Origin of the sequence: Arthrobacter sp. L77, from assembly GCF_000816565.1 — a bacterium.
GTDB classification, from domain to species: Bacteria; Actinomycetota; Actinomycetes; order Actinomycetales; family Micrococcaceae; genus Arthrobacter_D; species Arthrobacter_D antioxidans.
Map to the genome: position 1 here is coordinate 157247 of NZ_JWSU01000006.1, position 21341 is coordinate 178587.

Sequence of the window (21341 nt, forward strand, 5' to 3'; positions counted from 1 at the left end):
GACTGCACCTCCCACGCAAAAGCCCCCCGGCGCCCATGTGGACAAGGGCGCCGGGGGGCTGTCGCTGCGTGCGAGCGGGGCGCTAGGAGAAGTCCTGCGCCGACCGCTGCAGCATGTCGAGCCACTGTTCCCGTGCTGCCAGCGCTTCCCGGGCCGAGGCGATCTTCTTGGCGTCACCCGCGCGCTCGGCGTCGGCGAGGTCGTCCTTGAGCTGGGCGATGGTCGCTTCGAGCTGGCTCAGGGCGCTGTTGGTGCGCGCCTTGGTCTCGGGGTTCGTCTTCGTCCAGTGCTCCTCGTCGGCGGCCCTGACGGCGTCCTCCACCTTACGGAGCCCGGCGTCGATACGGCCCATGTCGGCGCGCGGGACCTTCCCGGCCTCGTCCCACCGGTCACGGACGGACTGCAGGGCCTTCTTCGCGGCGGCGAGGTCCCGGATCGGCAGGATCTGCTGGGCTTCCCGCAGCAGTGCCTCCTTGGCCTCGAGGTTGCCCGCGTACTCCTCGTCGACGGCTTCGTTCGCGGCCTTGCGGGCCTCGAAGAAGCGGTCCTGGGCGGCGCGGAAGCGGGCCCAGAGGGCGTCGTCGTCCTTGCGGCTGGCGCGCTTGGACGCCTTCCACTCGTCCATCAGATGCCGGTACTCGGCAGCGGTCTGGCCCCAGTCCGTCGAGCCGGACAGCTGCTCGGCGCGCTTGATGAGCGCTTCCTTGGCCTGCTTCGCCTCGGCGTTGTCGCTGTCCAGCTGGGAGAAGTAGGCGCGGCGATGGCGGTCGAAGATGGTGCGGGCGGACCGGAAGCGCTTCCAGAGCGAATCCTCCGTGCCACGCCCGAGCCTCGGTCCGTTCTTCTGGGCGGCCTTCCAGAGCTCGAAGAGCTCGTTCATCCGGGTGCTGCTGGCCTTCCACTGCACGGTGGAGGGATCGCGGTCGGCGAGCTCCTCCGCTTCGGCGACGATCGCCTCGCGAGCCGCGAGTTCCTTCGCCTTCAGCTCGTCCTGGACGGCGCGCTCGGCCTTCTCCAGGCCTCCGATGGCCTCGAGCAGGGTGTCGATCCGCGCCTCGAGTGCCAGGACGTCGCCGACCACCTTGCGTTCGCCGACCTGCGCACGCAGGTGCTTGGCCGTCTTGGCCATGTCCGATGCCGGCGCCTTCGCCTGCACCCGCTGCTCGAGGAGCGCCACCTGGCTGACGATGTCGTCGTACTTGCGCACGAAGTAGGCGAGGGCCTCCTGGCGGGTCGCGTCCGGGTACTGGCCGACCGCATGTTCCTCGCCGTCGACGAGCAGGAAGACGTGGCCGTCCTCCTCGACGCGCGCGAACCTGCCGGCTTCGGCCAGGGGCGTGCTGTGGGCGACGGGCGCCGCCACCGGCGTCGTCGCCTGCTTCAGCGGGCGCGGTGCCATCTTCGTGGGAAGCGGCGGGCGGGGAGCGGACGGCTGGGGCGACGGGGCGCTGGGCGGCGCGGCCTCGGCCGNGGCAGGGGCCTCGTCCGTGGGGGTCGCTGCCTCCTCGGTAGGCGCCTCGACCTCCTCCGGAGCGGCTGCGGGCTCGGCCGGGGCCTCGTCCGTGGGGGTCGCTGCGTCCTGGGCGGGCGTCTCCTGGGCGGGAGCCGCTGCGTCCTGGGCGGGCGTCTCCTGGGCGGGAGCCGCTGCGTCCTGGGCGGGCGTCTCCTGGGCGGGAGCCGCTGCGTCCTCGGCGGGCGTCCCGGACGCCGCGGCGTCCGAGGACTCCGTGGATCCGGCCGACTCTTCCGCCGCTGATTCCCCTGCCGCCGCGCCGGGCTCTGCCGCTACGGATGCCGTGTTCGTGCCGTCGCCTGCCGCAGCGTCCTGCTGCGAGTCCTGGCCGATGGTCGTGTCGTCGGATTGCTGACTGTCTGTCACCGCTAGAAGTCTTTCGCTCGTCGGATGGCCGTGAACCGCGCCAGGGCCATTTCATGCAGGGTCTAGGAGTCTATCGGTCATGCCGGTCGGGGTACGGCAACAAGGGCCTTCCGGCCGACCTCGCTGCGCACTCCGCTCCTGACCTGAACTCCGGGAACCTGCCCTGAGGCTACTTTACCCACTGGCCTTCGTTCCGCGGCATGGCGGGGGCCGGCGCACCGGGCTGGACGAGCCGCCCCGTCCGGCCCGCGCTTTTCCGGCGGAGGCTACCCGGCACCTAGGATTGAGGCCGCAGAACCGGATCGCCCCGCCGTCGGGGCGAGGACCGGAAACCCCGTGCAGGAGGAGATCCCCCTAATGGCCCGCAAGGCATCACTGTCAGGCTTTCCCGAGTGGCTCCCCGAGGAGCGCCTGATCGAGCTCCACGTGTTGGAGGTGCTGCAGCGCACGTTCGAGCTGCACGGGTTCTCCAGCATCGAGACCCGCGCCGTCGAGACCGTGGACCACCTCCTCCGCAAGGGCGAGATCGACAAGGAGGTCTACGCGGTCTCCCGCCTGCAGGCCGACGAGGCGTCCGCCTCGGAGAGCGGACTGGCGCTCCACTACGACCTCACCGTGCCGTTCGCACGCTATGTCGTCGAGAACGCCGGCCACCTCGCCTTCCCCTTCCGCCGGTTCCAGATCCAGAAGTGCTGGCGCGGCGAGCGGCCGCAGGAGGGCCGTGCCCGGGAGTTCACCCAGGCGGACATCGACGTCGTCGGCGACGGCGTCCTGCCGTTCCGGTACGACGTCGAACTCGCCCTCGCCGTCGTCGAGGCGCTCGGTGCCCTCCCGATCCCCGACTTCACCCTGCGCGTCAACAACCGGAAGCTCGCCGAGGGGTTCTACCGCGCGATCGGGCTCGAGGACACCGCGGCGGTGCTGCGCAGCATCGACAAGCTCGAGAAGATCGGCGCCGAGAAGGTGGGCGCACTGCTGCGCGACGAGGTCGGCGCGGACGACGAGCAGGTGCGCCTGGCCCTCGAGCTCGCGGGCATCCGCACCGCGGACACGTCCTTCGTGGAGCGGGTCCGTGGTCTCGGTGTCACGAACGAACTCCTCGAGGAAGGACTCGAGGAGCTCCGGCAGGTCGTCGGCGAGGCGTCGCGGCGTGCGCCGGGCCGGGTGGTCGCGGACCTCAGCATCGCCCGGGGGCTCGACTACTACACCGGGACCGTCTACGAGACGGTGCTCGACGGGCACGAGGGCCTCGGCTCCATCTGCTCCGGCGGCCGCTACGACGCGCTGGCCCGCAAGGGCAACCGCACCTTCCCGGGCGTCGGGCTGTCCATCGGCGTCACCCGGATCGTGTCGCGGATCCTCAGCCAGGGCTTCGCCACGGTCTCCCGTGCGGTCCCGACGGCGGTCCTGGTGACGCTCGCGGACGAGAACGCCTGGTCGCAGGCCCAGGATGTCGCGACGGCGCTCCGGAGCCGCGGCATCTCCGCGGAGGTGGCCGCGACGGCCGAGAAGTTCGGGAAGCAGATCAAGTTCGCGGACCGCCGCGGCATCCCGTTCGTGTGGTTCACGTCGGCGGACGGCTCGCACGAGGTGAAGGACATCCGGTCGGGCGACCAGGTGGCGGCGGACCCGTCCTCGTGGACACCTCCGGCGGAGGACCTCCGGCCCGTCGTCGCCCGCGCCTGACCGGCGCGTCGTCCGCGCCTGCCCGCGGCGTCGCGCACGAAGGCACGCCCCGCGAGGCCGGGGCCGGCCTCCTCAGGTCCGGCGCCGCCGTCGTGCCAGGACCACGGCCCGCACGGCGACCCCGACGGCGAGCACCGCGAGCATGGTCAGCACCGACGCCGCCGGCAGCGTGAAGGCGAGCACGAGGCAGGCTGCCGCCCCGACGGCGTTGAGCCAGCGCGGGGCGTACCACTGCCGGTCCGTGAGGGTGAAGGCGGAGACGTTCGCGATCGCGTAGTACACCAGCACCCCGAAGCTGGAGAACCCGACGACGGTCAGCACGTCCGTGGCGAGCAGCAGCACCACCACGACGGCGGCGGTCGCGACGTCCGCCGCCCAGGGCACCGCGAAACGCGCCGAGACACGGGAGAGCATCGACGGCAGGTCCCCGGTGCGGGCCATCGCGAGGCTCGTCCGGCCCACGCCCGCGATCAGGGCGAGCAGCGCACCGAGGCTCGCGAGCGCCGCCGCGAGGACGACCACCGTGTCGAGCACCCCGGCAGCCCCTCCGGGCGAGGCCGCGTCGACGACGTCCCGCAGCGGCGCCGTCGAGGCGGCGAGGGCCTCCGGGCCGAGGGCGTTCAGCAGCGAGAGCGCCAGGAGCAGGTACAGGAGGAGGGTGAACCCGAGGGCGCCGAAGATCGCCCGCGGGATGTTCCGGCGCGGCTCCCGGACCTCCTCGCCCATGGTCGCGATGCGCGCGTAGCCCGCGAACGCGAAGAACAGCAGGGCCGCGGCCTGCAGGACGCCACCCACGCCGCCCGTTCCACCGGAGCCGGCGCCGGACGGGGCCGCAGGGGCGGTGAACGCCACGACGACGACGAAGGCCAGGACGGGCACCACGAGCGAGACGATGATGCGCGTCGCGAGGGCCGTCCGCGTCACCCCGAGGAGGTTCACCCCCGTCAGCCCGGCGACGGCGGCCACGGCGGCGGCCTTCTCCGCGCCCGGTGCCGCGTACAGGCCGAACGTGAGGGCCATCGCCGCGCAGGAGGCCACCTTGCCGGTGACGAAACCCCACCCGGCGAGGAACCCGGGCCAGGGCCCCAGCTGCTCCCTGCCGTACACGTAGGTCCCCCCGCTGGACGGATAGCGGACGGCGAGCGAGGCCGTCGCCGCGGCGTTGCAGTAGGCGACGAAGCCCGCGATGACGACGGCGAGGGGCAGCAGCGCCCCCGCCGAGGCGCCGGCGGGGGCGAAGACCACGAAGGCGCCCGCGCCGATCATCGCCCCGACCCCGACCGTGGTGGCGTCGAAGCCGCCCATCGCGCGGCGCAGTCCCGGTGGCTGGGTCATGGTGCTCCTCGACGGTTCCGGGACGGCCTGTCCGGCCGGTCGGAACCGGACCGGTAAAGTTGGACGGGTTTGCACCAACTCTAGGCAGGCGAGGCTCGCCTGCGACTCATCGAACGTATTTGTGGGAAGGAATGCTGTGCTCCGCACGCATGAACTCGGCTCGCTTCGGCCCGAGCACGTAGGACAAACGGTCACCCTGGCTGGATGGGTCGCCCGTCGCCGGGATCACGGCGGCGTCGCGTTCCTCGATCTCCGGGACGCCTCCGGCGTCGCCCAGGTCGTCGTCCGTGAGGAGGACGTGTTCTCGTCCCTGCGCAACGAGTACGTCCTGCAGATCGTCGGCGAGGTCCAGCAGCGCCCCGAGGGCAACGAGAACCCGGCCCTCCCCACCGGCGCGATCGAGGTCATCGCGGACACCGTGACCATCCTCAACACCTCCGACCCCCTCCCGTTCCAGATCGACGAGCACGTCGAGGTGGGTGAGGAGGCACGCCTGCGCCACCGCTACCTCGACCTCCGGCGCCCCGGCCCCCAAGCCAATCTGCGCCTCCGGTCCGAGGCCAGCCGGATCGCCCGCGAACTGCTGCACGCGGACGGGTTCGTGGAGATCGAGACCCCCACGCTCACGCGCTCCACGCCGGAGGGCGCCCGCGACTTCCTGGTGCCTGCGCGCCTCGCGCCCGGCTCCTGGTACGCGCTTCCGCAGTCCCCGCAGCTGTTCAAGCAGCTCCTGCAGGTCGGCGGCTTCGAGAAGTACTACCAGCTGGCCCGCTGCTACCGGGACGAGGACTTCCGCGCCGACCGCCAGCCCGAGTTCACCCAGCTCGACATCGAGGCGAGCTTCGTGGAGGAGGACGACATCATCGCCCTCGGCGAGCAGCTCGTCGCCGCGCTCTGGAAGCTGATCGACGTCGAGATCCCGCTGCCGATCCGCCGGATGACGTACGCCGAGGCGATGGCGAAGTACGGCTCGGACAAGCCGGACCTCCGCTTCGGGCTCGAGCTGACCGAGCTGACCGAGTTCTTCAAGGACACCGGCTTCGGCGTCTTCAAGGCTCCCTACGTGGGGGCCGTCGTCATGCCCGGCGGTGCCTCGCAGCCGCGTCGCCAGCTGGACGCCTGGCAGGAGTGGGCGAAGCAGCGCGGGGCCAAGGGCCTCGCGTACGTCCTCATCGACGACGACGGCAGCCTCCGCGGGCCCGTCGCCAAGAACCTCACCGACGCCGAGCGCGAGGGCCTGGCCGGCGCGACCGGGGCCAACCCGGGCGACTGCATCTTCTTCGCTGCCGGCGACAGGTCGTCGTCGCGCGCCATCCTCGGTGCCGCCCGGGTCGAGATCGGCCGGCGCACGGGGCTCATCACGGAGGGTGACTGGGCCTTCGTGTGGATCGTCGACGCGCCCATGTTCGAGCCGGCCTCCGCAGCCGTCGCCGCGGGCGACGTCGCCGTCGGTGGCGGCGCGTGGACGGCCGTCCACCACGCCTTCACGTCCCCGAAGCCCGAGTTCCTCGACACCTTCGACACGGACCCGGAGAACGCGGTCGCCTACGCCTACGACATCGTCTGCAACGGCAACGAGCTCGGCGGTGGATCCATCCGTATCCACCAGCGCGACGTGCAGGAACGCGTGTTCGCGGTCATGGGCCTCGGCAAGGAGGAAGCGCAGGAGAAGTTCGGCTTCCTGCTCGAGGGCTTCAAGTACGGCGCACCGCCGCACGGCGGGATCGCCCTGGGCTGGGACCGGGTGGTCTCGCTCCTCGCGGGGACCGATTCCATCCGCGACGTCATCGCGTTCCCGAAGTCCGGCGGCGGGTTCGACCCCCTGACCGCGGCGCCCGCGCCGATCACGGCGCAGCAGCGCAAGGAGGCCGGCGTGGACGTCAAGCCGAAGGCCGCCGCCGAGGGCTGATCGGCGACTCCGGTCCGGGGCGCTGCCCCGGACGGTGTGCAGTTACGGCGGGTGCGGGTCGATCGCACCCNCCCCCCGCCGCAACTGCGTCCTGGAAGGCTGGGGACGGAGGCGCCGCGGCGCTGCTTCGCTGTCGGACGAATTGTGACCGTTCGGGGGAGGGTTCCGGCGGGCTGTGAAATAATCGGGGGAGTACGTGCTCCGGGGTCGGTGTAATTCCGAACCGGCGGTGATAGTCCGCGACCCGCTCAACGTCCCGCACCCGCGGGGTGGCGGCGGTTGAGCCGGTGGAATTCCGGGACCGACAGTCAAAGTCTGGATGGGAGAAGCACGAACAGCAGGGAATCACCGCTGCCCGTCGCCGGGTCGCGGCGCCTGTCGTGGCAGCAGCCAGGGCGGGACGTCCCTTGCTGCTGCCGTTGCCCGGAGCCGTGGACCCGGTGAAGGATCGGCATGGACTTTCTGCAGTGGCTCTTCGAAGCCCGCATCCCCGTAGGCAACGGTTCCCTCCTGCTGCGCGAAGTGGTGGGTAACGTCTTCGGGCTCCTCAGTGCCTTCGGCGGCATGCGCCGGCGCGTCTGGGCCTGGCCGGTCGGGATCATCGGCAACGTGCTGCTCCTCACCGTCTTCCTCGGATCCCTCTTCGGCGCCGCGAGCGCCGCCAACCTGCTGGGCCAGGCCGGCCGGCAGGTCATGTTCATCGCCGTCTCGATCTACGGGTGGCGCCGATGGCGGGCCAGCCGCGACCAGGGCGGCCAGGCCGTCGAGCCCCGCTGGGCCGGGACGAAGGCGCGCCTCGGGATGGTCTCCTTCATGATCGTGGGCACCTTCGCCCTCACGCCCCTGTTCCGCCTGCTCGGCTCGTACGAGCCCGTCTGGGCGGACGCCTGGACGTTCGTCGGGTCCCTGCTCGCCACCTACGGCATGGCCAAGGGCTGGGTGGAGTTCTGGCTCGTGTGGGTCGCCGTGGACATCGTCGGGGTCCCCCTGCTGTTCAGTGCGGGCTACTACGCCAGCGCCTTCATGTACGTGTTCTACGGGGCCTTCACGCTCGTCGGCTTCTTCGTGTGGGCACGCGCCCAGCGCACCGAGAAGCCGCGCATCGAGACCCTCCTCCCGGATCCGACGCTGCGATGAGTGCGACACCCGGCACCCGGACCACCGCCGCGGAGGCGGCCGCGATGCTCCGCGCCCTGGACCTCGCCGGCCGCGGGGTGCGCGGCGCCAACCCCCTGGTGGGCGCGGTCCTGCTCTCCGGTGACGGCACCGTCCTGGGGGAGGGCCACCACCGCGGGGCCGGCACGGCGCACGCCGAGCCCTCCGCCCTCGCCGATGCCCGACGGCGCGGCAACGACCCGCGCGGCGCCACCATGGTGGTGACCCTCGAACCCTGCAACCACACCGGCCGGACCGGCCCGTGCAGCGAGGCGCTCCTCGACGCCGGCGTGGCCCGCGTGGTGTACGCGGCCGACGACGTCGACGGTGCCGCCGCCGGGGGCGCCCGGCGGCTGCGCGAGGCCGGCGTCGACTGCGTCGGCGGCCTCGAGGCCGCCCGCTCTCACCACCTCAACCGGCGCTGGACGGCGTCCGTCCTCGCCCGCCGGCCGTTCGTCACCCTGAAGTCCGCGCAGTCCCTCGACGGACGCGTGGCGGCCCGCGACGGCTCCAGCCAGTGGATTACCGGCGCCGACGCCCGCGCCGACGGCCACCGGATCCGTGCCGTCGCCGACGCCGTCCTCGTCGGCACCGGGACCGTCCTCGCCGACGATCCGCGGCTCACCGCCCGCATCGACCCGGCGTCGGGGGCACAGGACGCCCGGGTGGCACCTCCGACCCCGGGCCTCCGGGTGGTCCTCGGGCGCACCCCCGTGCCCGACGACGCCTCCGTGCGCGGGGAGGGTTTCCTCCACCTGGCCACGCGGGACGTGGACGCGGCCCTCGGCGAGCTCCATGCCCGGGGTGTCCGCCACGTCCTCGTCGAGGGCGGCCCGCGCATCGCCTCCGCGTTCCTCCGGGCGGGAGTGGTGGACGAGCTGTTCAGCTACGTCGCGCCACTGATCCTCGGCGACGGGGCACCCGCCTTCCCGGATCTCGGCGTCGGGACCCTCACGGACGCCGAGCGCTGGGCCCTGGACGACGCCGGTGGCCCCGCCGTCCGGCAGTTCGGCCCGGACGTGCGGCTGCACCTCGGGCCCCCACCGGCCACCGCCTGACCCGCCCCGCCCCGCACCGCCCACCGATCGCGAAGGAAGTACCAGTGTTCACAGGAATCGTCTCCGAACAGGGCAGCGTGGTCTCCCTGGAGCTCACGCCCGACGGCGAGAGCGCGCTCCTCGTCTTCGAGGCGCCCGGCACCGGCCGGGACCTCGCGCCCGGCGCCTCGATCGCCGTCAACGGCGTCTGCCTGACGGCCGTCACGCTCGACGGCGGCCGCGTGGGCGTCGACGTCATGGGGGAGACCCTGCGCCGCACCACCACGGGCGGCCTGCAGCCCGGCGCGCCCGTCAACCTCGAGCGGTGCGTCCCCGCGGGCGGGCGCCTCGACGGCCATGTGGTGCAGGGGCACGTGGACGGCATCGGCGTGCTGCTGGAGCGCGAGGACCTCGGCGCCTGGCACCGGCTCCGCTTCGGGCTGCCCGCCGGCCTGGGACGCTACGCCGCGGAGAAGGGGTCCATCGCGATCGACGGCGTCTCCCTGACCGTCACCGCGGTGAGTCCGCCCGAGGACGCCGAGCAGTGGTTCGAGGTGGGGCTCATCCCCACCACCCTCCGGGAGACCGGCCTCGGCGCGAAGGCCCTCGGCGACCCGGTGAACCTCGAGATGGACGTGCTCGCGAAGTACGCGGAACGACTCCTCGGCTTCGCCGCCGCGGACGCCCGCCGGGACCAGGCCAGCGGCGGTACACCGTGACGGGAACCGCTCCGGTGCGTCTCGACCCGATCGAGGACGCCATCGCCGCCATCGCCGCCGGCGGCGCCGTCGTCGTGGTGGACGACGAGGACCGCGAGAACGAGGGTGACATCGTCTTCGCCGCCGAGGACGCGACGCCCGCCCTCGTGGGGTGGACTGTGCGCTGGACGTCGGGTGTGCTCTGCGTGCCGCTGCGCTCGGAGGACGCCGACCGGCTGCTCCTGCCGCCCATGACGGCGGTCAACGAGGACGCGAAGGGCACGGCCTACACGGTCTCGTGCGACGCCGCGGCGGGAGTGAGCACCGGCATCAGCGCCGCTGACCGCGCCCGCACGGCGCAGGTGCTGGCCGACCCGGCCAGCGGCCCCCTGGACCTCACCCGGCCGGGCCACGTCTTCCCGCTGCGCGCCGCCCCCGGCGGCGTCCGCAAGCGCCCCGGGCACACCGAGGCCGGGGTGGACCTGAGCGTCCTGGCCGGCAAGCGCCCGGCGGCCGTCATCGCCGAACTCGTCCACGACGACGGCGACATGATGCGCCTGCCCGCGCTCCGTCGCTTCGCCGACGAGCACCGGCTCCCGCTCGTCTCGATCGAGGACCTCGTGGCCCATCTCCGGGCCCGCGAGGACCACCGGCACAGCGCCTGACCGCCGACCGACCCACCAGCACCACGGCAGCACAGCACCACCCGGCAGTATCCCTGCAGCAACCCACCCGAAGGAGACCCATGAGCGGCCACGGAGCACCCAGCATCGACGTCAGCGCACTGACCACACCGGACGGCGCGCCCCTGCGCCTCGCGATCATCGCCGCGAGCTGGCACACCCAGATCATGGACGGGCTGCTCGACGGCGCCCGCCGCGCCGCCGCGGAGGCCGGCGCCGAGGTCACCGAGATCCGGGTGCCCGGCAGCTTCGAACTTCCTGTCGCCGCCGCACGCCTCGCCCCCCGGTTCGACGCCGTCGCGGCCCTCGGCGTCGTCATCCGCGGCGGCACGCCGCACTTCGAGTACGTGTGCCAGGCGGCGACGTCGGGCCTCACCGACGTCAGCGTCCGCACCGGCGTGCCGGTGGGCTTCGGGGTCCTGACCTGCGACACCGAGCAGCAGGGACTGGACCGCGCCGGCCTGCCCGGCTCCTCCGAGGACAAGGGGCACGAGGCCGTGTCGGCCGCCCTCGCGACGGCCGCCGTCCTCCGCGCGTCGGAGCGATGAGCACGGAGGCGTCCGTCACAGGACGCGGCCCGCGTGCCGCGGCGGCTGCGCGAGCCGATAACCTAGGAGGTGTGAAAACCTTTGATTCCCTGTTCGAGGAACTCAGCGCGAAGGCGGTCGAGCGCCCCACGGGGTCGCGGACCGTGGCGGAGCTCGACTCGGGCGTGCACGGTATCGGCAAGAAGGTCGTCGAGGAGGCCGCCGAGGTGTGGATGGCGGCCGAGTACGAGTCCGCCGAGGAGGCCGCGGAGGAGATCTCCCAGCTGCTCTACCACCTGCAGGTCCTCATGATCGCGAAGGGACTCACGCTGGAGGACGTCTACAAGCATCTGTAGCCGCACAGGGCGCACCCTGCACCCCTCCGCGGCTCCGGCACGTCTCGTCCCCCGTCCCCACCAGCGAAAGATCCCCATGCTCCGTGTAGCAGTCCCCAACAAGGGCGCCCTCTCCGAGGCCGCCTCGTCCATGCTCGCCGAGGCCGGCTACCGCCAGCGTCGCGATTCCCGCGAACTGGTGCTCGTCGACCCCGAGAACGAGATCGAGTTCTTCTTCCTCCGCCCGCGCGACATCGCGGTGTACGTGGGCTCGGGGACCCTCGACGTCGGCATCACCGGCCGCGACCTCTTCCTCGACGCCCAGGTGCAGGCCGAGGAGCTCATGCAGCTCGGCTTCGGCGCCTCTACCTTCCGGTTCGCCGGACCCGTGGGGGACTTCTCCTCGCTGGAGGAGCTCGAGGGCCGCCGCCTGGCGACCAGCTACGAGGGCCTCCTGAACGACTACCTCGCCGCGCGCGGCATCACCGCATCGGTGGTCCGGCTCGACGGCGCCGTCGAGTCCTCCGTGCGCCTCGGCGTGGCCGACGCCATCGCCGACGTCGTCGAGACCGGCAGCACGCTCCGCGCCGCCGGCATGGAGATCTTCGGTGAGCCCATCCTGCAGAGCGAGGCCGTGCTGATCGGCAGGGCCGGCGCGGAGGCGCCCGCCGGCCTCGACGTGCTGCTGCGGCGCCTGCAGGGCGTCCTCGTGGCGCGCCAGTACGTGATGATGGACTACGACATCCGCAAGCACCTCGTGGACGAGGCCGCCGCCCTGACGCCCGGCCTCGAATCCCCCACGGTCTCGCCCCTGCGCGACTCCGAATGGGTGGCCGTCCGCTCCATGGTCAAGCGCCACCAGACCAACCGGGTCATGGACGAGCTGTACGAGCTCGGCGCGCGCGCCATCCTCGTCAGCACCATCCACGCCTGCCGGATCTAGGGGAGGGGCAGCCATGACCGTCGCAGTCCGCGTCATCCCCTGCCTCGACGTCGACGCCGGGCGCGTGGTGAAGGGCATCAACTTCGAGGACCTGCGCGACGCCGGAGATCCCGTGGAGCTCGCTCACCGCTACGACCGCGCCGGCGCCGACGAACTCACCTTCCTCGACGTCACCGCGTCCTCGGGCAACCGTGAGACCACGCTCGACGTCGTCGCCCGCACCGCGGAGGAGGTCTTCATCCCGCTCACCGTGGGCGGGGGCGTCCGTGAGATCTCCGACGTCGACCGCCTCCTGCGCTTCGGCGCGGACAAGGCGTCCATCAACACCGCCGCCGTGGCCCGCCCTTCCGTGATCGACGAGATCACCGGGCACTTCGGCGCGCAGGTCCTCGTGCTGTCCCTCGACGCACGGCGGACACGGGACGCGAGCACGCCGTCCGGCTTCGAGGTCACCACGTACGGCGGCCGCAAGGGCACCGGGATCGACGCCGTGGCCTGGGCGAAGGAGGCCGCGGACCGCGGGGTCGGGGAGATCCTGCTCAACTCGATCGACGCCGACGGCACCAAGGAGGGCTTCGATCTCGAGCTCATCCGCGCCGTGCGGGCCGCCGTCGGGGTGCCCCTGATCGCCTCGGGCGGCGCGGGCAAGCCCGAACACTTCCCGCCCGCCGTGGCGGCCGGCGCCGACGCCGTGCTCGCGGCCTCGGTCTTCCACTTCGGTCCCGTGGACGCGATCGCCCAGGTGAAGGCGGCCATCCGCGCGGCAGGCTTCCCGGTCCGCTAGGACCCGGGGACGCCCGGCGTCGGGCTCAGATGCCGACGTCGGCGCTCTGGAGCAGGGCGACGGCGTCCGGCTGGCCCTCGAACGTGACCAGGGCCTGGGCGCGCCCGTGCGCGTGCAGGAGCAGCTCACCGGGATCGCCGACGATCGCCACGGACACGGGGGCGCGCTTGGCGACATGCCGGGGCCCGTCGGGGCACACCAGCACGATCCCCAGGTCCACGCCCCGGTAGAGGTACGCCGCGCGCTTGACGAGCTCCTCCCAGAGGGCGTTCGCGTACTCCACGTCGAGGGCCCGCGGCGCCCAGCGCGTCGTCGCCCGGCGCACGTCCTCGGTGTGCACGAAGTACTCGATGAGGTTGGCGCTGCGGTCGATCGCGCCGATGCGCATCGGCGACAGGGCGGGCGGACCGGCCAGGAAGCGGTTCACGAGGGCCTCGTAGGCCGCCGGCGACGCCGCCCGTTCCGCCGTCTCCCGCGTGGCACGCTCGGTCGCGGGGGCGAGCTTCCGGATCACCATGCCGAGACCCAGGGCGGGCCGGTGCTCCCGGAGGTAGAGGTGCGCGGCGAGGTCGCGTGTCTGCCACCCCTCACACAGGGTGGGGGCGTCGGGGCCGGCTGCAAGAAGCGTCTCGGCCAGGACCTCGCGGGACGGGGTTACGTAGCGCATCACTGCTGAAACTAGCATGACGGGCCCGGTCGGGGGCAGGCCCCGCCCGTGCTCCCGCGTGGCCCGCACTAGAATCAGGGGTGATGCTCCCCTCCACTTCCTCCCCGGACCATGCCGCCCCCTCCGCCGACCCCGGCCCCGAGGGCGACGGCCCCGCCCTCGACCCCGCGATCGCCCGCGCCCTCAAGAAGGACGACGCCGGGCTCGTCGCCGCCGTCGTCCAGCAGTACGACACGCTCGAGGTCCTGATGCTCGGGTGGATGGACGAGGAGGCGCTGCGGCGGACCCTGACCACGGGCCGCGTGACGTTCTACTCGCGGTCCCGCGCCGAGTACTGGCGGAAGGGCGACACCTCCGGGCACCGGCAGTGGGTGAGGGGCGTGGCCCTCGACTGCGACGGCGACGCGCTGCTCGTGACGGTGGACCAGGAGGGCGCGGCCTGCCACACCGGCACGCGCACGTGCTTCGACGGCCGGGCGCTGCCCGCCGAGACCGCCCACCGCCCCGACTCCGAAGGACTCTGACCCATGCAGCACCTGGGCACGATCAGCCCCACCCTCGAGGAGTTCCGCGCGCTGGCCCGGGCCCGCCGCGTGGTGCCCGTGCACCTGACGGTCCTCGCGGACGCGCACACGCCGATCGGCGTCTACCGCAAGCTCGCCGCCGGGCAGCCCGGCACGTTCCTCATGGAGTCCGCCGCCGTCGGCGGTGTCTGGTCGCGGTACTCCTTCATCGGCTCCCACTCGCGCGCCACGCTGACCTCACGGGACGGGCAGGCCCACTGGCTGGGCGAACCCCCGGCCGGCGTCCCCGTGGACGGGAACCCCGTCGAGGCCCTGCGCCTCACGGTCGAGGCGCTGCGGACCGAGCGGTTCGAGGACCTCCCGCCGTTCACCTCCGGGATGGTCGGCTTCGTGGGCTGGGAGGCCGTCCGCCACTGGGAGCGGCTCACCAGCCCCCCGGAGGACGATCTCCTCCTGCCCGAGCTCGCCATGTGCCTGGTGTCCGACCTCGCCATCCACGACAACTCCGCGGGCTCCCTCACCCTCGTCGCCAACGCGATCAACTTCGACAACACCGACGAGCGCGTCGACGAGGCCTGGCACGACGCCGTCGCGCGCATCCAGGGGATGCTCGCGAAGCTCGTCGCGCCCACCGAGCTCGCCGTCTCCGTGATGGCGGCCGACGCCCCGGGCGCCGAGGCGTCGACGGACCGCGTCCGCGAATCGTGGTTCGAACCCGACTACCTCGCGGCGATCGAGCGCGGCAAGCAGGCCATCGTCGACGGCGACGTCTTCCAGGTGGTCATCAGCCGACGCTTCGAGATCGAGTGCGACGCCTCCGCGCTGGACGTCTACCGGATCCTGCGCACCACGAACCCCAGCCCCTACATGTACCTGTTCAGCCTCGAGGACGCCGACGGGAGGGGCTACTCGATCGTGGGCAGCTCGCCCGAGGCCCTCGTCACGGTGACCGGGGACGAGGTCATCACCCATCCCATCGCCGGCTCGCGGCCCCGGGGGAGGACGACGGAGGAGGACCGCGACCTCGCCGTGGAGCTCCGCGCCGACACCAAGGAGATGGCCGAGCACCTCATGCTCGTCGACCTCGCCCGCAACGACCTCTCCAAGGTGTGCACCCCGGGCAGCGTCGACGTCACGCAGTTCATGGAGGTGGAGAAGTTCAGCCACATCATGCACCTCGTGTCCACGGTGGTCGGGCGGCTCTCGCCGTCGAAGAGCGCCTACGACGTCCTCGCGGCCACCTTCCCGGCCGGCACGCTCTCCGGAGCACCGAAGCCGCGGGCCCTGCGCCTCATCGACGAGGTGGAACCGCACCGGCGCGGCATCTACGGCGGGGTGGTGGGCTACCTGGACTTCGCGGGCGACATGGACATGGCCATCGCCATCCGGTCGGCCCTGCTGCGCGACGGCAGGGCGTACGTACAGGCCGGCGGCGGCATCGTCGCCGACTCCGTGCTCGAGTCCGAGGCGCTCGAGACGGTCAACAAGGCGGCGGCACCGCTCCGGGCGGCCCTCACCGCGGCCGCCCTGCGCCCGGCGACGGCGGACCTGTCGTGAGCGCCGCCGGTCACCACGCCGCGGGTCGCTTCACGCGCCGCGGCGTCGTCGTGCTGGGAATCGTGGTGCTCGCGCTGCTCGCCTTCGGGGCGACGACGCAGACCTGGCTCACGGTGCGCCTGCCCCAGGACGCCGTCCAGACGCCCGACCTCGCCATCGCCGGCAGCGATGCGGCGACGCCCGTGACGGCGTTCGCCCTCGTGGCACTGGCCGCGGCCCTCGCCATCTCGATCGCAGGGCGCGTGGCGCGCTGGATCATCGCCGTCATCCTCGTGCTCTCCGGGGTGGGGATCACGATGTCCAGCGCCGCGGTGGCCCTCGATCCCTCCTCCGCCGCCGAGCCGGCCATCGGGACGGCGATCGGCGTCAGCGGCCTCGCCGGCGCCGACGCGGTCCCCACGGCGATGCCCTGGGTCGCCGCCGCGGCCGGGGTCCTCCTCGTGCTCGCGGGCGCCTGGGTGGTGCTCGCCGGGCGCACCTGGGGCATCAACCGGCGGTACGACGCCGGTGCGTCCCGCACGGTCCACGCCTCGCCGGGACGCGCGCCGGCGGACGCACCCGCTCCGTCGACGGGTGATGTGCCGCCCGGCGTCGTGCCCGACGACGCGCGGGCGGACACCGACGGGGACGCCCCCACCGCGCCGCCTGAGGGCGCCCGCAACGCCGTCGTGACCCCGACCGTGGATCCGGGCCCCGCACCCGATGCCGGGTCGGGCTCCACGACCGACGAGCCGGGCCCCGACCCGGACGGGCAGCGGCCGGCGCAGCAGGCGCGGGGGAGCGCCCACGCCGACGAGATCGACAGCTGGGACGAGCTCTCGCGCGGCAACGACCCGACGCGCTGATCGGCAGCCCCGGCCGCGCGGGCCGGCCCTGCCGGAGCCCGCCGCGTGCCGCCGCCCCGCCCCATCAATGGCAGAATGGGAGACGACCCGTTCGAAGGAGATTACCCATGGCATCCGAGACCAGCGCCAGCGCCACCCGCAACACCCCGGCGACCCACGCCCAGATGGGTGACGAGACGATCGGCCACGGCAACAGCCCCGCCGCGTGGACCTGCGTGCTGATCATGCTGGTGGGTGCCGCGATCGCCTCCTTCGCCTACATCCTCGCGAGCACCGAGGGCAACCACGACTTCGGCACCCTCCTGTTCTGGGGTGGCATCGGCGTCATGTTCGTCGGCCTGATCGTCGGTTTCATCATGCGCAAGATCGGCTACGGCGTCGGCGGATCGAAGCTCAAGGACAACGGCCACTAGATGACGGTCCTCGACGACATCATCGACGGCGTCCGCGAGGACCTCGCGGAGCGTCGACGCGCGCTGCCCCTCGACGACGTGCGCACGGCCGCCCTCGCAGCCCCCGCACCGCTCGATGCGTTCGAGGCCCTCGGGGCTGGACACGGCGGAGCCGTGGCGGTCATCGCCGAGGTGAAACGCAGCAGTCCGTCCAAGGGAGTCCTCGCCGACATCGCGGACCCGGCCGCCCTGGCCGCCCGCTACGAGCAGGGGGGCGCAGCCGTCATCTCCGTGCTGACCGAGCAGCGGCGCTTCGGCGGATCACTCGCCGACCTCGACGCCGTCCGCTCGGCGGTGTCCCTCCCCGTGCTCCGCAAGGACTTCACGGTGGACGAGTACCAGATCTGGGAGGCGCGCGCCCACGGCGCCGACGTCGTCCTGCTCATCGTCGCGGCACTCACCGACGAGGAGCTGGGCGCGTTCCTCGCGCTCACCGCCGAACTCGGGATGCACGCGATCGTCGAGACGCACACCGCTGACGAGGTGCGCCGCGCCGTGGCGGCCGGCGCCGCGATCATCGGCGTCAACGTGCGCAACCTGAAGACCCTGGACATCCACCGCGGCGTCTTCGCGGAACTGGCGCACCTCATCCCGGCCGGGACGGTCGTCATCGCCGAATCGGGCGTCCGTGACGCCTCCGACGTCGCCGACTACGCCGCCGGCGGGGCGCACGCCGTCCTGGTGGGGGAGGCGCTGGTCCGCCACAGCGACCCCGCCGCGACCATCGACGCGTTCACGCGCGCCGGCCTGGACGCGTGGCGGGCCATGGACACGCCGGCACACGGCTGACGGATCGGACCGGATCTCCGCCGGTCGCAGCGGGCCCGGCAGGGCCGGACCGCCGGGGCGCCGAGCCCCGGCGGGACAGCGAGCAGTACACGGACCGGCCACCCCGGTCCGCCAGGGACCCGGGCGGCACCGACGGCCGAGTCAGGACCAACAGGACAGGAACGCTGAAGTCATGACCGATATGCACCAGGACACGGGCCGCGAAGGCACGGGCGTCCGAGCAGGGGACGCCATCGACGCCGGGGCGGCCGAGGCCTTCCTCAGCCACGACGAGAGCCTCCGCCACGCCCCCGGTCCCTACTTCGGCTCCTACGGCGGGCGGTGGATGCCCGAGTCGCTCATCGCCGCGCTCGACGAACTGCAGGACACCTTCGAGAAGGCCAAGGCCGACCCCGAGTTCACGGCGCAGGTCGCCGAGCTCAACAGGAACTACGCCGGCCGACCGTCCCTCCTGACCGAGGCGGAGCGCTTCGCGAAGCACTGCGGCGGCGTGCGCGTCTTCCTCAAGCGCGAGGACCTCAACCACACGGGCTCGCACAAGATCAACAACGTGCTGGGCCAGGCCCTGATCGCCAAGCGCATGGGCAAGACCCGCGTGATCGCCGAGACCGGGGCCGGCCAGCACGGCGTGGCCAGCGCGACGGCGGCAGCCCTCCTCGGGCTCGAGTGCGTCGTCTACATGGGCGCGGAGGACACCCGCCGCCAGGCCCTCAACGTCGCGCGCATGCAGCTGCTCGGCGCGACGGTCATCCCCGTGACCAACGGCTCCCAGACCCTGAAGGACGCCATCAACGAGGCCCTGCGCGACTGGGTGGCGAACGTCGGGACCACGCACTACCTGCTCGGCACCGCGGCGGGCGCCCACCCCTTCCCGTCCATGGTCCGGTACTTCCACGAGGTCATCGGTGACGAGGCGCGGGAGCAGATCCTCGAGCAGACGGGCAAGCTCCCCGACGCCGTCTGCGCCTGCGTCGGCGGCGGCTCGAACGCCATCGGCATGTTCCACGGCTTCCTCGACGACCGCGAGGTGGCCCTGTACGGCTTCGAGGCCGGCGGCGACGGCGTGGAGACCGGCCGCCACGCGGCCACGATCACGCTGGGCCGCCCGGGCGTGCTGCACGGTGCGCGCTCCTACCTCATGCAGGACGAGGACGGCCAGACGATGGAGTCCCACTCCATCTCCGCGGGCCTGGACTACCCGGGCGTCGGCCCCGAGCACGCCTACCTCGCCGACATCGGACGGGCGCACTACGAGCCCATCACCGACGCCGAGGCGATGGAGGCCTTCAAGATCCTCAGCCAGGCCGAGGGGATCATCCCGGCCATCGAGACGGCACACGCCCTCGCCGGTGCCATGAAGGTGGGGCAGCGCCTCGCGGCGGACCTCGGGCCGGGGGAGAAGGCCTCGGACAAGATCGTCGTCGTCAACCTCTCGGGCCGCGGCGACAAGGACGTGGCGACCGCCGCGGAGTACTTCGACCTCCTCCCGGACGACAGTGCCGAGCAGGAAATCGCCCAGGAGGGAGAACAGCTGTGACCACGCATCCCGCCACTGCTCCCTCGACCGGTCCCGCCACCGGCTCCAAGGCGGCGGCCGCCATCGAGAAGGCGCGCCGCGAAGGCCGCGCCGCCCTCATCGGGTACCTGCCCGCCGGCTTCCCCGACGTCCAGACCACCATCGACGCCGGCATCGCCATGGCGAAGAACGGCGTGGACCTCATCGAGATCGGGATCCCGTACTCGGACCCGGTCATGGACGGGCACGTCATCCAGGAGGCGACGGTCGAGGCGCTGGCCAACGGCTTCACCGTCCCACGGATCTTCGACGTCGTCGCCGGCATCACGAGTGCCACCGATGCCGCCGTCCTCGTCATGACCTACTGGAACCCCGTCATGCGCATGGGTGTCCGCGACTTCGCCGAGCGCCTCGCAGCAGCGGGCGGCGCCGGGCTCATCACCCCCGACCTCATCCCCGACGAGGCCTCCGAATGGCTCGAGGTCTCCGACGAATTCGGTCTCGACCGTGTGTTCCTCGTGGCACCGTCCACCTCCCCGCAGCGCATGCGGGCCACCGTCGACGCCAGCAGGGGATTCGTCTACGCCGTGTCGGTGATGGGCGTGACCGGTGCGAGGACCTCGGTCGGTGCCGCCGCCCGGGCCGTCGTCGATGCCGCGCATGCGGCCGGAGCCGAGCGGGTCTGTGTGGGGCTCGGGGTCTCGTCCTCCGCCCAGGTCCGTGAGATCGGCGCGTACTCCGACGGCGTGATCGTGGGCACCGCCCTCGTCGCCGCCCTGCGCGACGGCGGAGTGGACGCCGTCGCCGAGCTCACGCGTGAACTCAGCACCGGCACGGGCAAGGCGACCGCGTGATCGGCGGGAGCCTAGCCGCGTCGATCCCCAGCCCGCCGGCGGAATGGGCGAGCTTCAGCCTCGGACCCGTCACCGTCCACGCGTACGCGCTGTGCATCCTCGCCGGCATCATCCTGGCGCTCCTCCTCACGCAGAAGCGGTTCGTCTCCTTCGGCGGCCACGCGGACACGGTCTGGGACATCGCCATCTGGGCCATCCCGTTCGGCATCGTCGGCGGGCGGCTCTACCATGTGTTCTCCTCCCCGGACGCCTACTTCGGCCCGGACGGGGACATCGCGCGCATCCCGCAGATCTGGCAGGGCGGCCTCGGCATCTGGGGCGCGATCGCCCTCGGCGCGGTCGGTGCCTGGATCGGCGCCCGGCGCGCGGGAGTGAAACTCTCCGCCTTCGCCGACGCCGCCGCGCCCGGGGTGCTGCTCGCCCAGGCCATCGGACGGCTCGGCAACTGGTTCAACCAGGAGCTCTTCGGCGCGCCCACCACGCTCCCGTGGGGCCTCGAGATCGATGCCGACAACGCGAACTTCCCGCCCGGCACGGAGCCCGGCACGCTGTTCCACCCCACGTTCCTCTACGAGCTCCTGTGGAACCTCGCCGGCGTGGCCCTGCTGCTGCTGCTCTCGCGGAGGATCACCCTGCGCGGCGGCCGCATGTTCTGGCTCTACGCCGCCTACTACACGCTCGGACGCGTCTGGATCGAGGCGCTCCGCATCGACGACGCCGAGATGATCACGCTCTTCGGCGTCACCCAGCGCCTCAACGTGTGGACCAGTATCGCCGTCTTCCTCGTGTCCGTGGCCGTCCTCATCTACCTGACGGTCAAGCGGGACCCCGTCGCGGAGCTGGAGGTCTACCTCCCCGGGCGCGAGCCGGCCGACGCCGTCGAGGCGGACGGTGCCCACGAGGGTGCCGACCGGAGTGCCGACCGGAGTGCCGACCGGAGTGCCGACGACGGCGCCGCGACGGCCGCCGGGACCGGCGACACCGCGGGGACGACGCCGGGAAAAGGCGCCTCCCGTAACGCTTCAGCCACAGGTGGCCATGCCTCGGACACGGGGCAAAGCGGGCGGAACGACCGTGGTAATCTGTCCGAAACAGACGGTTCCTGAGTAGGCGATCCGCGTACTCGGGCCCCCGCGCAAGCGGAACCGCGGGAGTCGGTCCCCCGA

General features: G+C 72.6%; 20 protein-coding genes, 1 pseudogene and 1 riboswitch. Of the genes and pseudogenes, 18 read left to right on the forward strand and 3 right to left on the reverse strand.

Annotated features, from left to right (window positions below; all coding sequences use genetic code 11):
* Nucleotides 1-82: 82 nt before the first annotated feature.
* Nucleotides 83-1741, reverse strand: a pseudogene (locus RY94_RS10970) (DUF349 domain-containing protein); the annotation flags it as partial.
* A gap of 495 nt (nt 1742-2236) precedes the next feature.
* Here RY94_RS10970 and hisS point away from each other — a divergent pair.
* The gene (gene hisS, locus RY94_RS10975) at nt 2237-3565 is read left to right on the forward strand and encodes a histidine--tRNA ligase (protein ID WP_043445086.1); all 1329 of its coding nucleotides are present in this window, start codon (nt 2237-2239) and stop codon (nt 3563-3565) included.
* Between the two features lie 72 nt (nt 3566-3637).
* Here hisS and RY94_RS10980 read toward each other — a convergent pair whose 3' ends face one another.
* Nucleotides 3638-4900: an APC family permease gene (locus RY94_RS10980; RefSeq protein WP_043445088.1), complete on the reverse strand. Its 1263-nt coding sequence runs from the start codon at nt 4898-4900 to the stop codon at nt 3638-3640.
* 136 nt (nt 4901-5036) lie between these two features.
* Here RY94_RS10980 and aspS point away from each other — a divergent pair, with 136 nt between their 5' ends.
* The 9 genes from aspS (at nt 5037) to hisF (ending at nt 12971) form a co-directional block, all read left to right on the forward strand.
* On the forward strand, nt 5037-6809 hold the full coding sequence (aspS, locus tag RY94_RS10985) for an aspartate--tRNA ligase (protein WP_043445090.1): 1773 nt from the start codon (nt 5037-5039) through the stop codon (nt 6807-6809).
* 193 nt (nt 6810-7002) lie between these two features.
* Nucleotides 7003-7144, forward strand: a riboswitch (FMN riboswitch).
* A gap of 118 nt (nt 7145-7262) precedes the next feature.
* Nucleotides 7263-7946: a nicotinamide riboside transporter PnuC gene (gene pnuC, locus RY94_RS10990; protein WP_043445093.1), complete on the forward strand. Its 684-nt coding sequence runs from the start codon at nt 7263-7265 to the stop codon at nt 7944-7946.
* The gene (gene ribD, locus RY94_RS10995; RefSeq protein WP_043445095.1) at nt 7943-9022 is read left to right on the forward strand and encodes a bifunctional diaminohydroxyphosphoribosylaminopyrimidine deaminase/5-amino-6-(5-phosphoribosylamino)uracil reductase RibD; all 1080 of its coding nucleotides are present in this window, start codon (nt 7943-7945) and stop codon (nt 9020-9022) included. Before pnuC ends, ribD begins: the two co-directional genes overlap by 4 nt.
* A gap of 44 nt (nt 9023-9066) precedes the next feature.
* The gene (locus RY94_RS11000) at nt 9067-9720 is read left to right on the forward strand and encodes a riboflavin synthase (RefSeq protein WP_043445097.1); all 654 of its coding nucleotides are present in this window, start codon (nt 9067-9069) and stop codon (nt 9718-9720) included.
* A gap of 14 nt (nt 9721-9734) precedes the next feature.
* A complete protein-coding gene (ribB, locus tag RY94_RS11005; RefSeq protein WP_331375709.1) occupies nt 9735-10364 on the forward strand; it encodes a 3,4-dihydroxy-2-butanone-4-phosphate synthase in 630 nt (209 codons plus the stop codon).
* A gap of 80 nt (nt 10365-10444) precedes the next feature.
* Nucleotides 10445-10930: a 6,7-dimethyl-8-ribityllumazine synthase gene (ribH, locus tag RY94_RS11010; protein ID WP_043445099.1), complete on the forward strand. Its 486-nt coding sequence runs from the start codon at nt 10445-10447 to the stop codon at nt 10928-10930.
* 71 nt (nt 10931-11001) lie between these two features.
* Nucleotides 11002-11265 (forward strand): phosphoribosyl-ATP diphosphatase, encoded by a 264-nt coding sequence (locus RY94_RS11015; RefSeq protein WP_043445100.1) that lies wholly within the window; start codon nt 11002-11004, stop codon nt 11263-11265.
* 76 nt (nt 11266-11341) lie between these two features.
* Complete coding sequence (gene hisG / locus RY94_RS11020) at nt 11342-12187, forward strand: ATP phosphoribosyltransferase (RefSeq protein ID WP_043445102.1); 846 nt, start codon at nt 11342-11344, stop codon at nt 12185-12187.
* Nucleotides 12188-12200: 13 nt separating this feature from the next.
* Nucleotides 12201-12971 (forward strand): imidazole glycerol phosphate synthase subunit HisF, encoded by a 771-nt coding sequence (gene hisF, locus RY94_RS11025; protein WP_043445104.1) that lies wholly within the window; start codon nt 12201-12203, stop codon nt 12969-12971.
* Between the two features lie 25 nt (nt 12972-12996).
* Here the strand turns inward: hisF and RY94_RS11030 are convergent, their stop codons facing one another.
* Nucleotides 12997-13638 (reverse strand): TIGR03085 family metal-binding protein, encoded by a 642-nt coding sequence (locus RY94_RS11030; protein ID WP_043445106.1) that lies wholly within the window; start codon nt 13636-13638, stop codon nt 12997-12999.
* A gap of 83 nt (nt 13639-13721) precedes the next feature.
* Between RY94_RS11030 and hisI the strand changes: the two genes are divergently transcribed.
* The 8 genes from hisI to lgt all read left to right on the forward strand — a co-directional run bounded on the left by hisI (nt 13722) and on the right by lgt (nt 21281).
* Nucleotides 13722-14162: a phosphoribosyl-AMP cyclohydrolase gene (gene hisI, locus RY94_RS11035; RefSeq protein WP_082046279.1), complete on the forward strand. Its 441-nt coding sequence runs from the start codon at nt 13722-13724 to the stop codon at nt 14160-14162.
* A 3-nt stretch (nt 14163-14165) separates the two neighbouring features.
* The gene (locus RY94_RS11040) at nt 14166-15719 is read left to right on the forward strand and encodes an anthranilate synthase component I (protein ID WP_043445108.1); all 1554 of its coding nucleotides are present in this window, start codon (nt 14166-14168) and stop codon (nt 15717-15719) included.
* Complete coding sequence (locus RY94_RS16900; protein ID WP_052274268.1) at nt 15716-16564, forward strand: Trp biosynthesis-associated membrane protein; 849 nt, start codon at nt 15716-15718, stop codon at nt 16562-16564. The genes RY94_RS11040 and RY94_RS16900 overlap by 4 nt, the downstream gene beginning before the upstream one ends.
* Nucleotides 16565-16671: 107 nt before the next feature.
* Nucleotides 16672-16977, forward strand: a complete 306-nt coding sequence (locus RY94_RS11050; protein ID WP_043445110.1) for an HGxxPAAW family protein — start codon at nt 16672-16674, stop codon at nt 16975-16977.
* Nucleotides 16978-17805, forward strand: a complete 828-nt coding sequence (trpC, locus tag RY94_RS11055; RefSeq protein ID WP_043445112.1) for an indole-3-glycerol phosphate synthase TrpC — start codon at nt 16978-16980, stop codon at nt 17803-17805. It begins immediately after the preceding gene.
* A 181-nt stretch (nt 17806-17986) separates the two neighbouring features.
* The gene (gene trpB, locus RY94_RS11060) at nt 17987-19342 is read left to right on the forward strand and encodes a tryptophan synthase subunit beta (RefSeq protein ID WP_052274404.1); all 1356 of its coding nucleotides are present in this window, start codon (nt 17987-17989) and stop codon (nt 19340-19342) included.
* Nucleotides 19339-20175: a tryptophan synthase subunit alpha gene (gene trpA / locus RY94_RS11065; RefSeq protein ID WP_043445114.1), complete on the forward strand. Its 837-nt coding sequence runs from the start codon at nt 19339-19341 to the stop codon at nt 20173-20175. The genes trpB and trpA overlap by 4 nt, the downstream gene beginning before the upstream one ends.
* Nucleotides 20172-21281 (forward strand): prolipoprotein diacylglyceryl transferase, encoded by a 1110-nt coding sequence (gene lgt, locus RY94_RS11070; RefSeq protein WP_082046280.1) that lies wholly within the window; start codon nt 20172-20174, stop codon nt 21279-21281. Before trpA ends, lgt begins: the two co-directional genes overlap by 4 nt.
* Nucleotides 21282-21341: the final 60 nt, after the last annotated feature.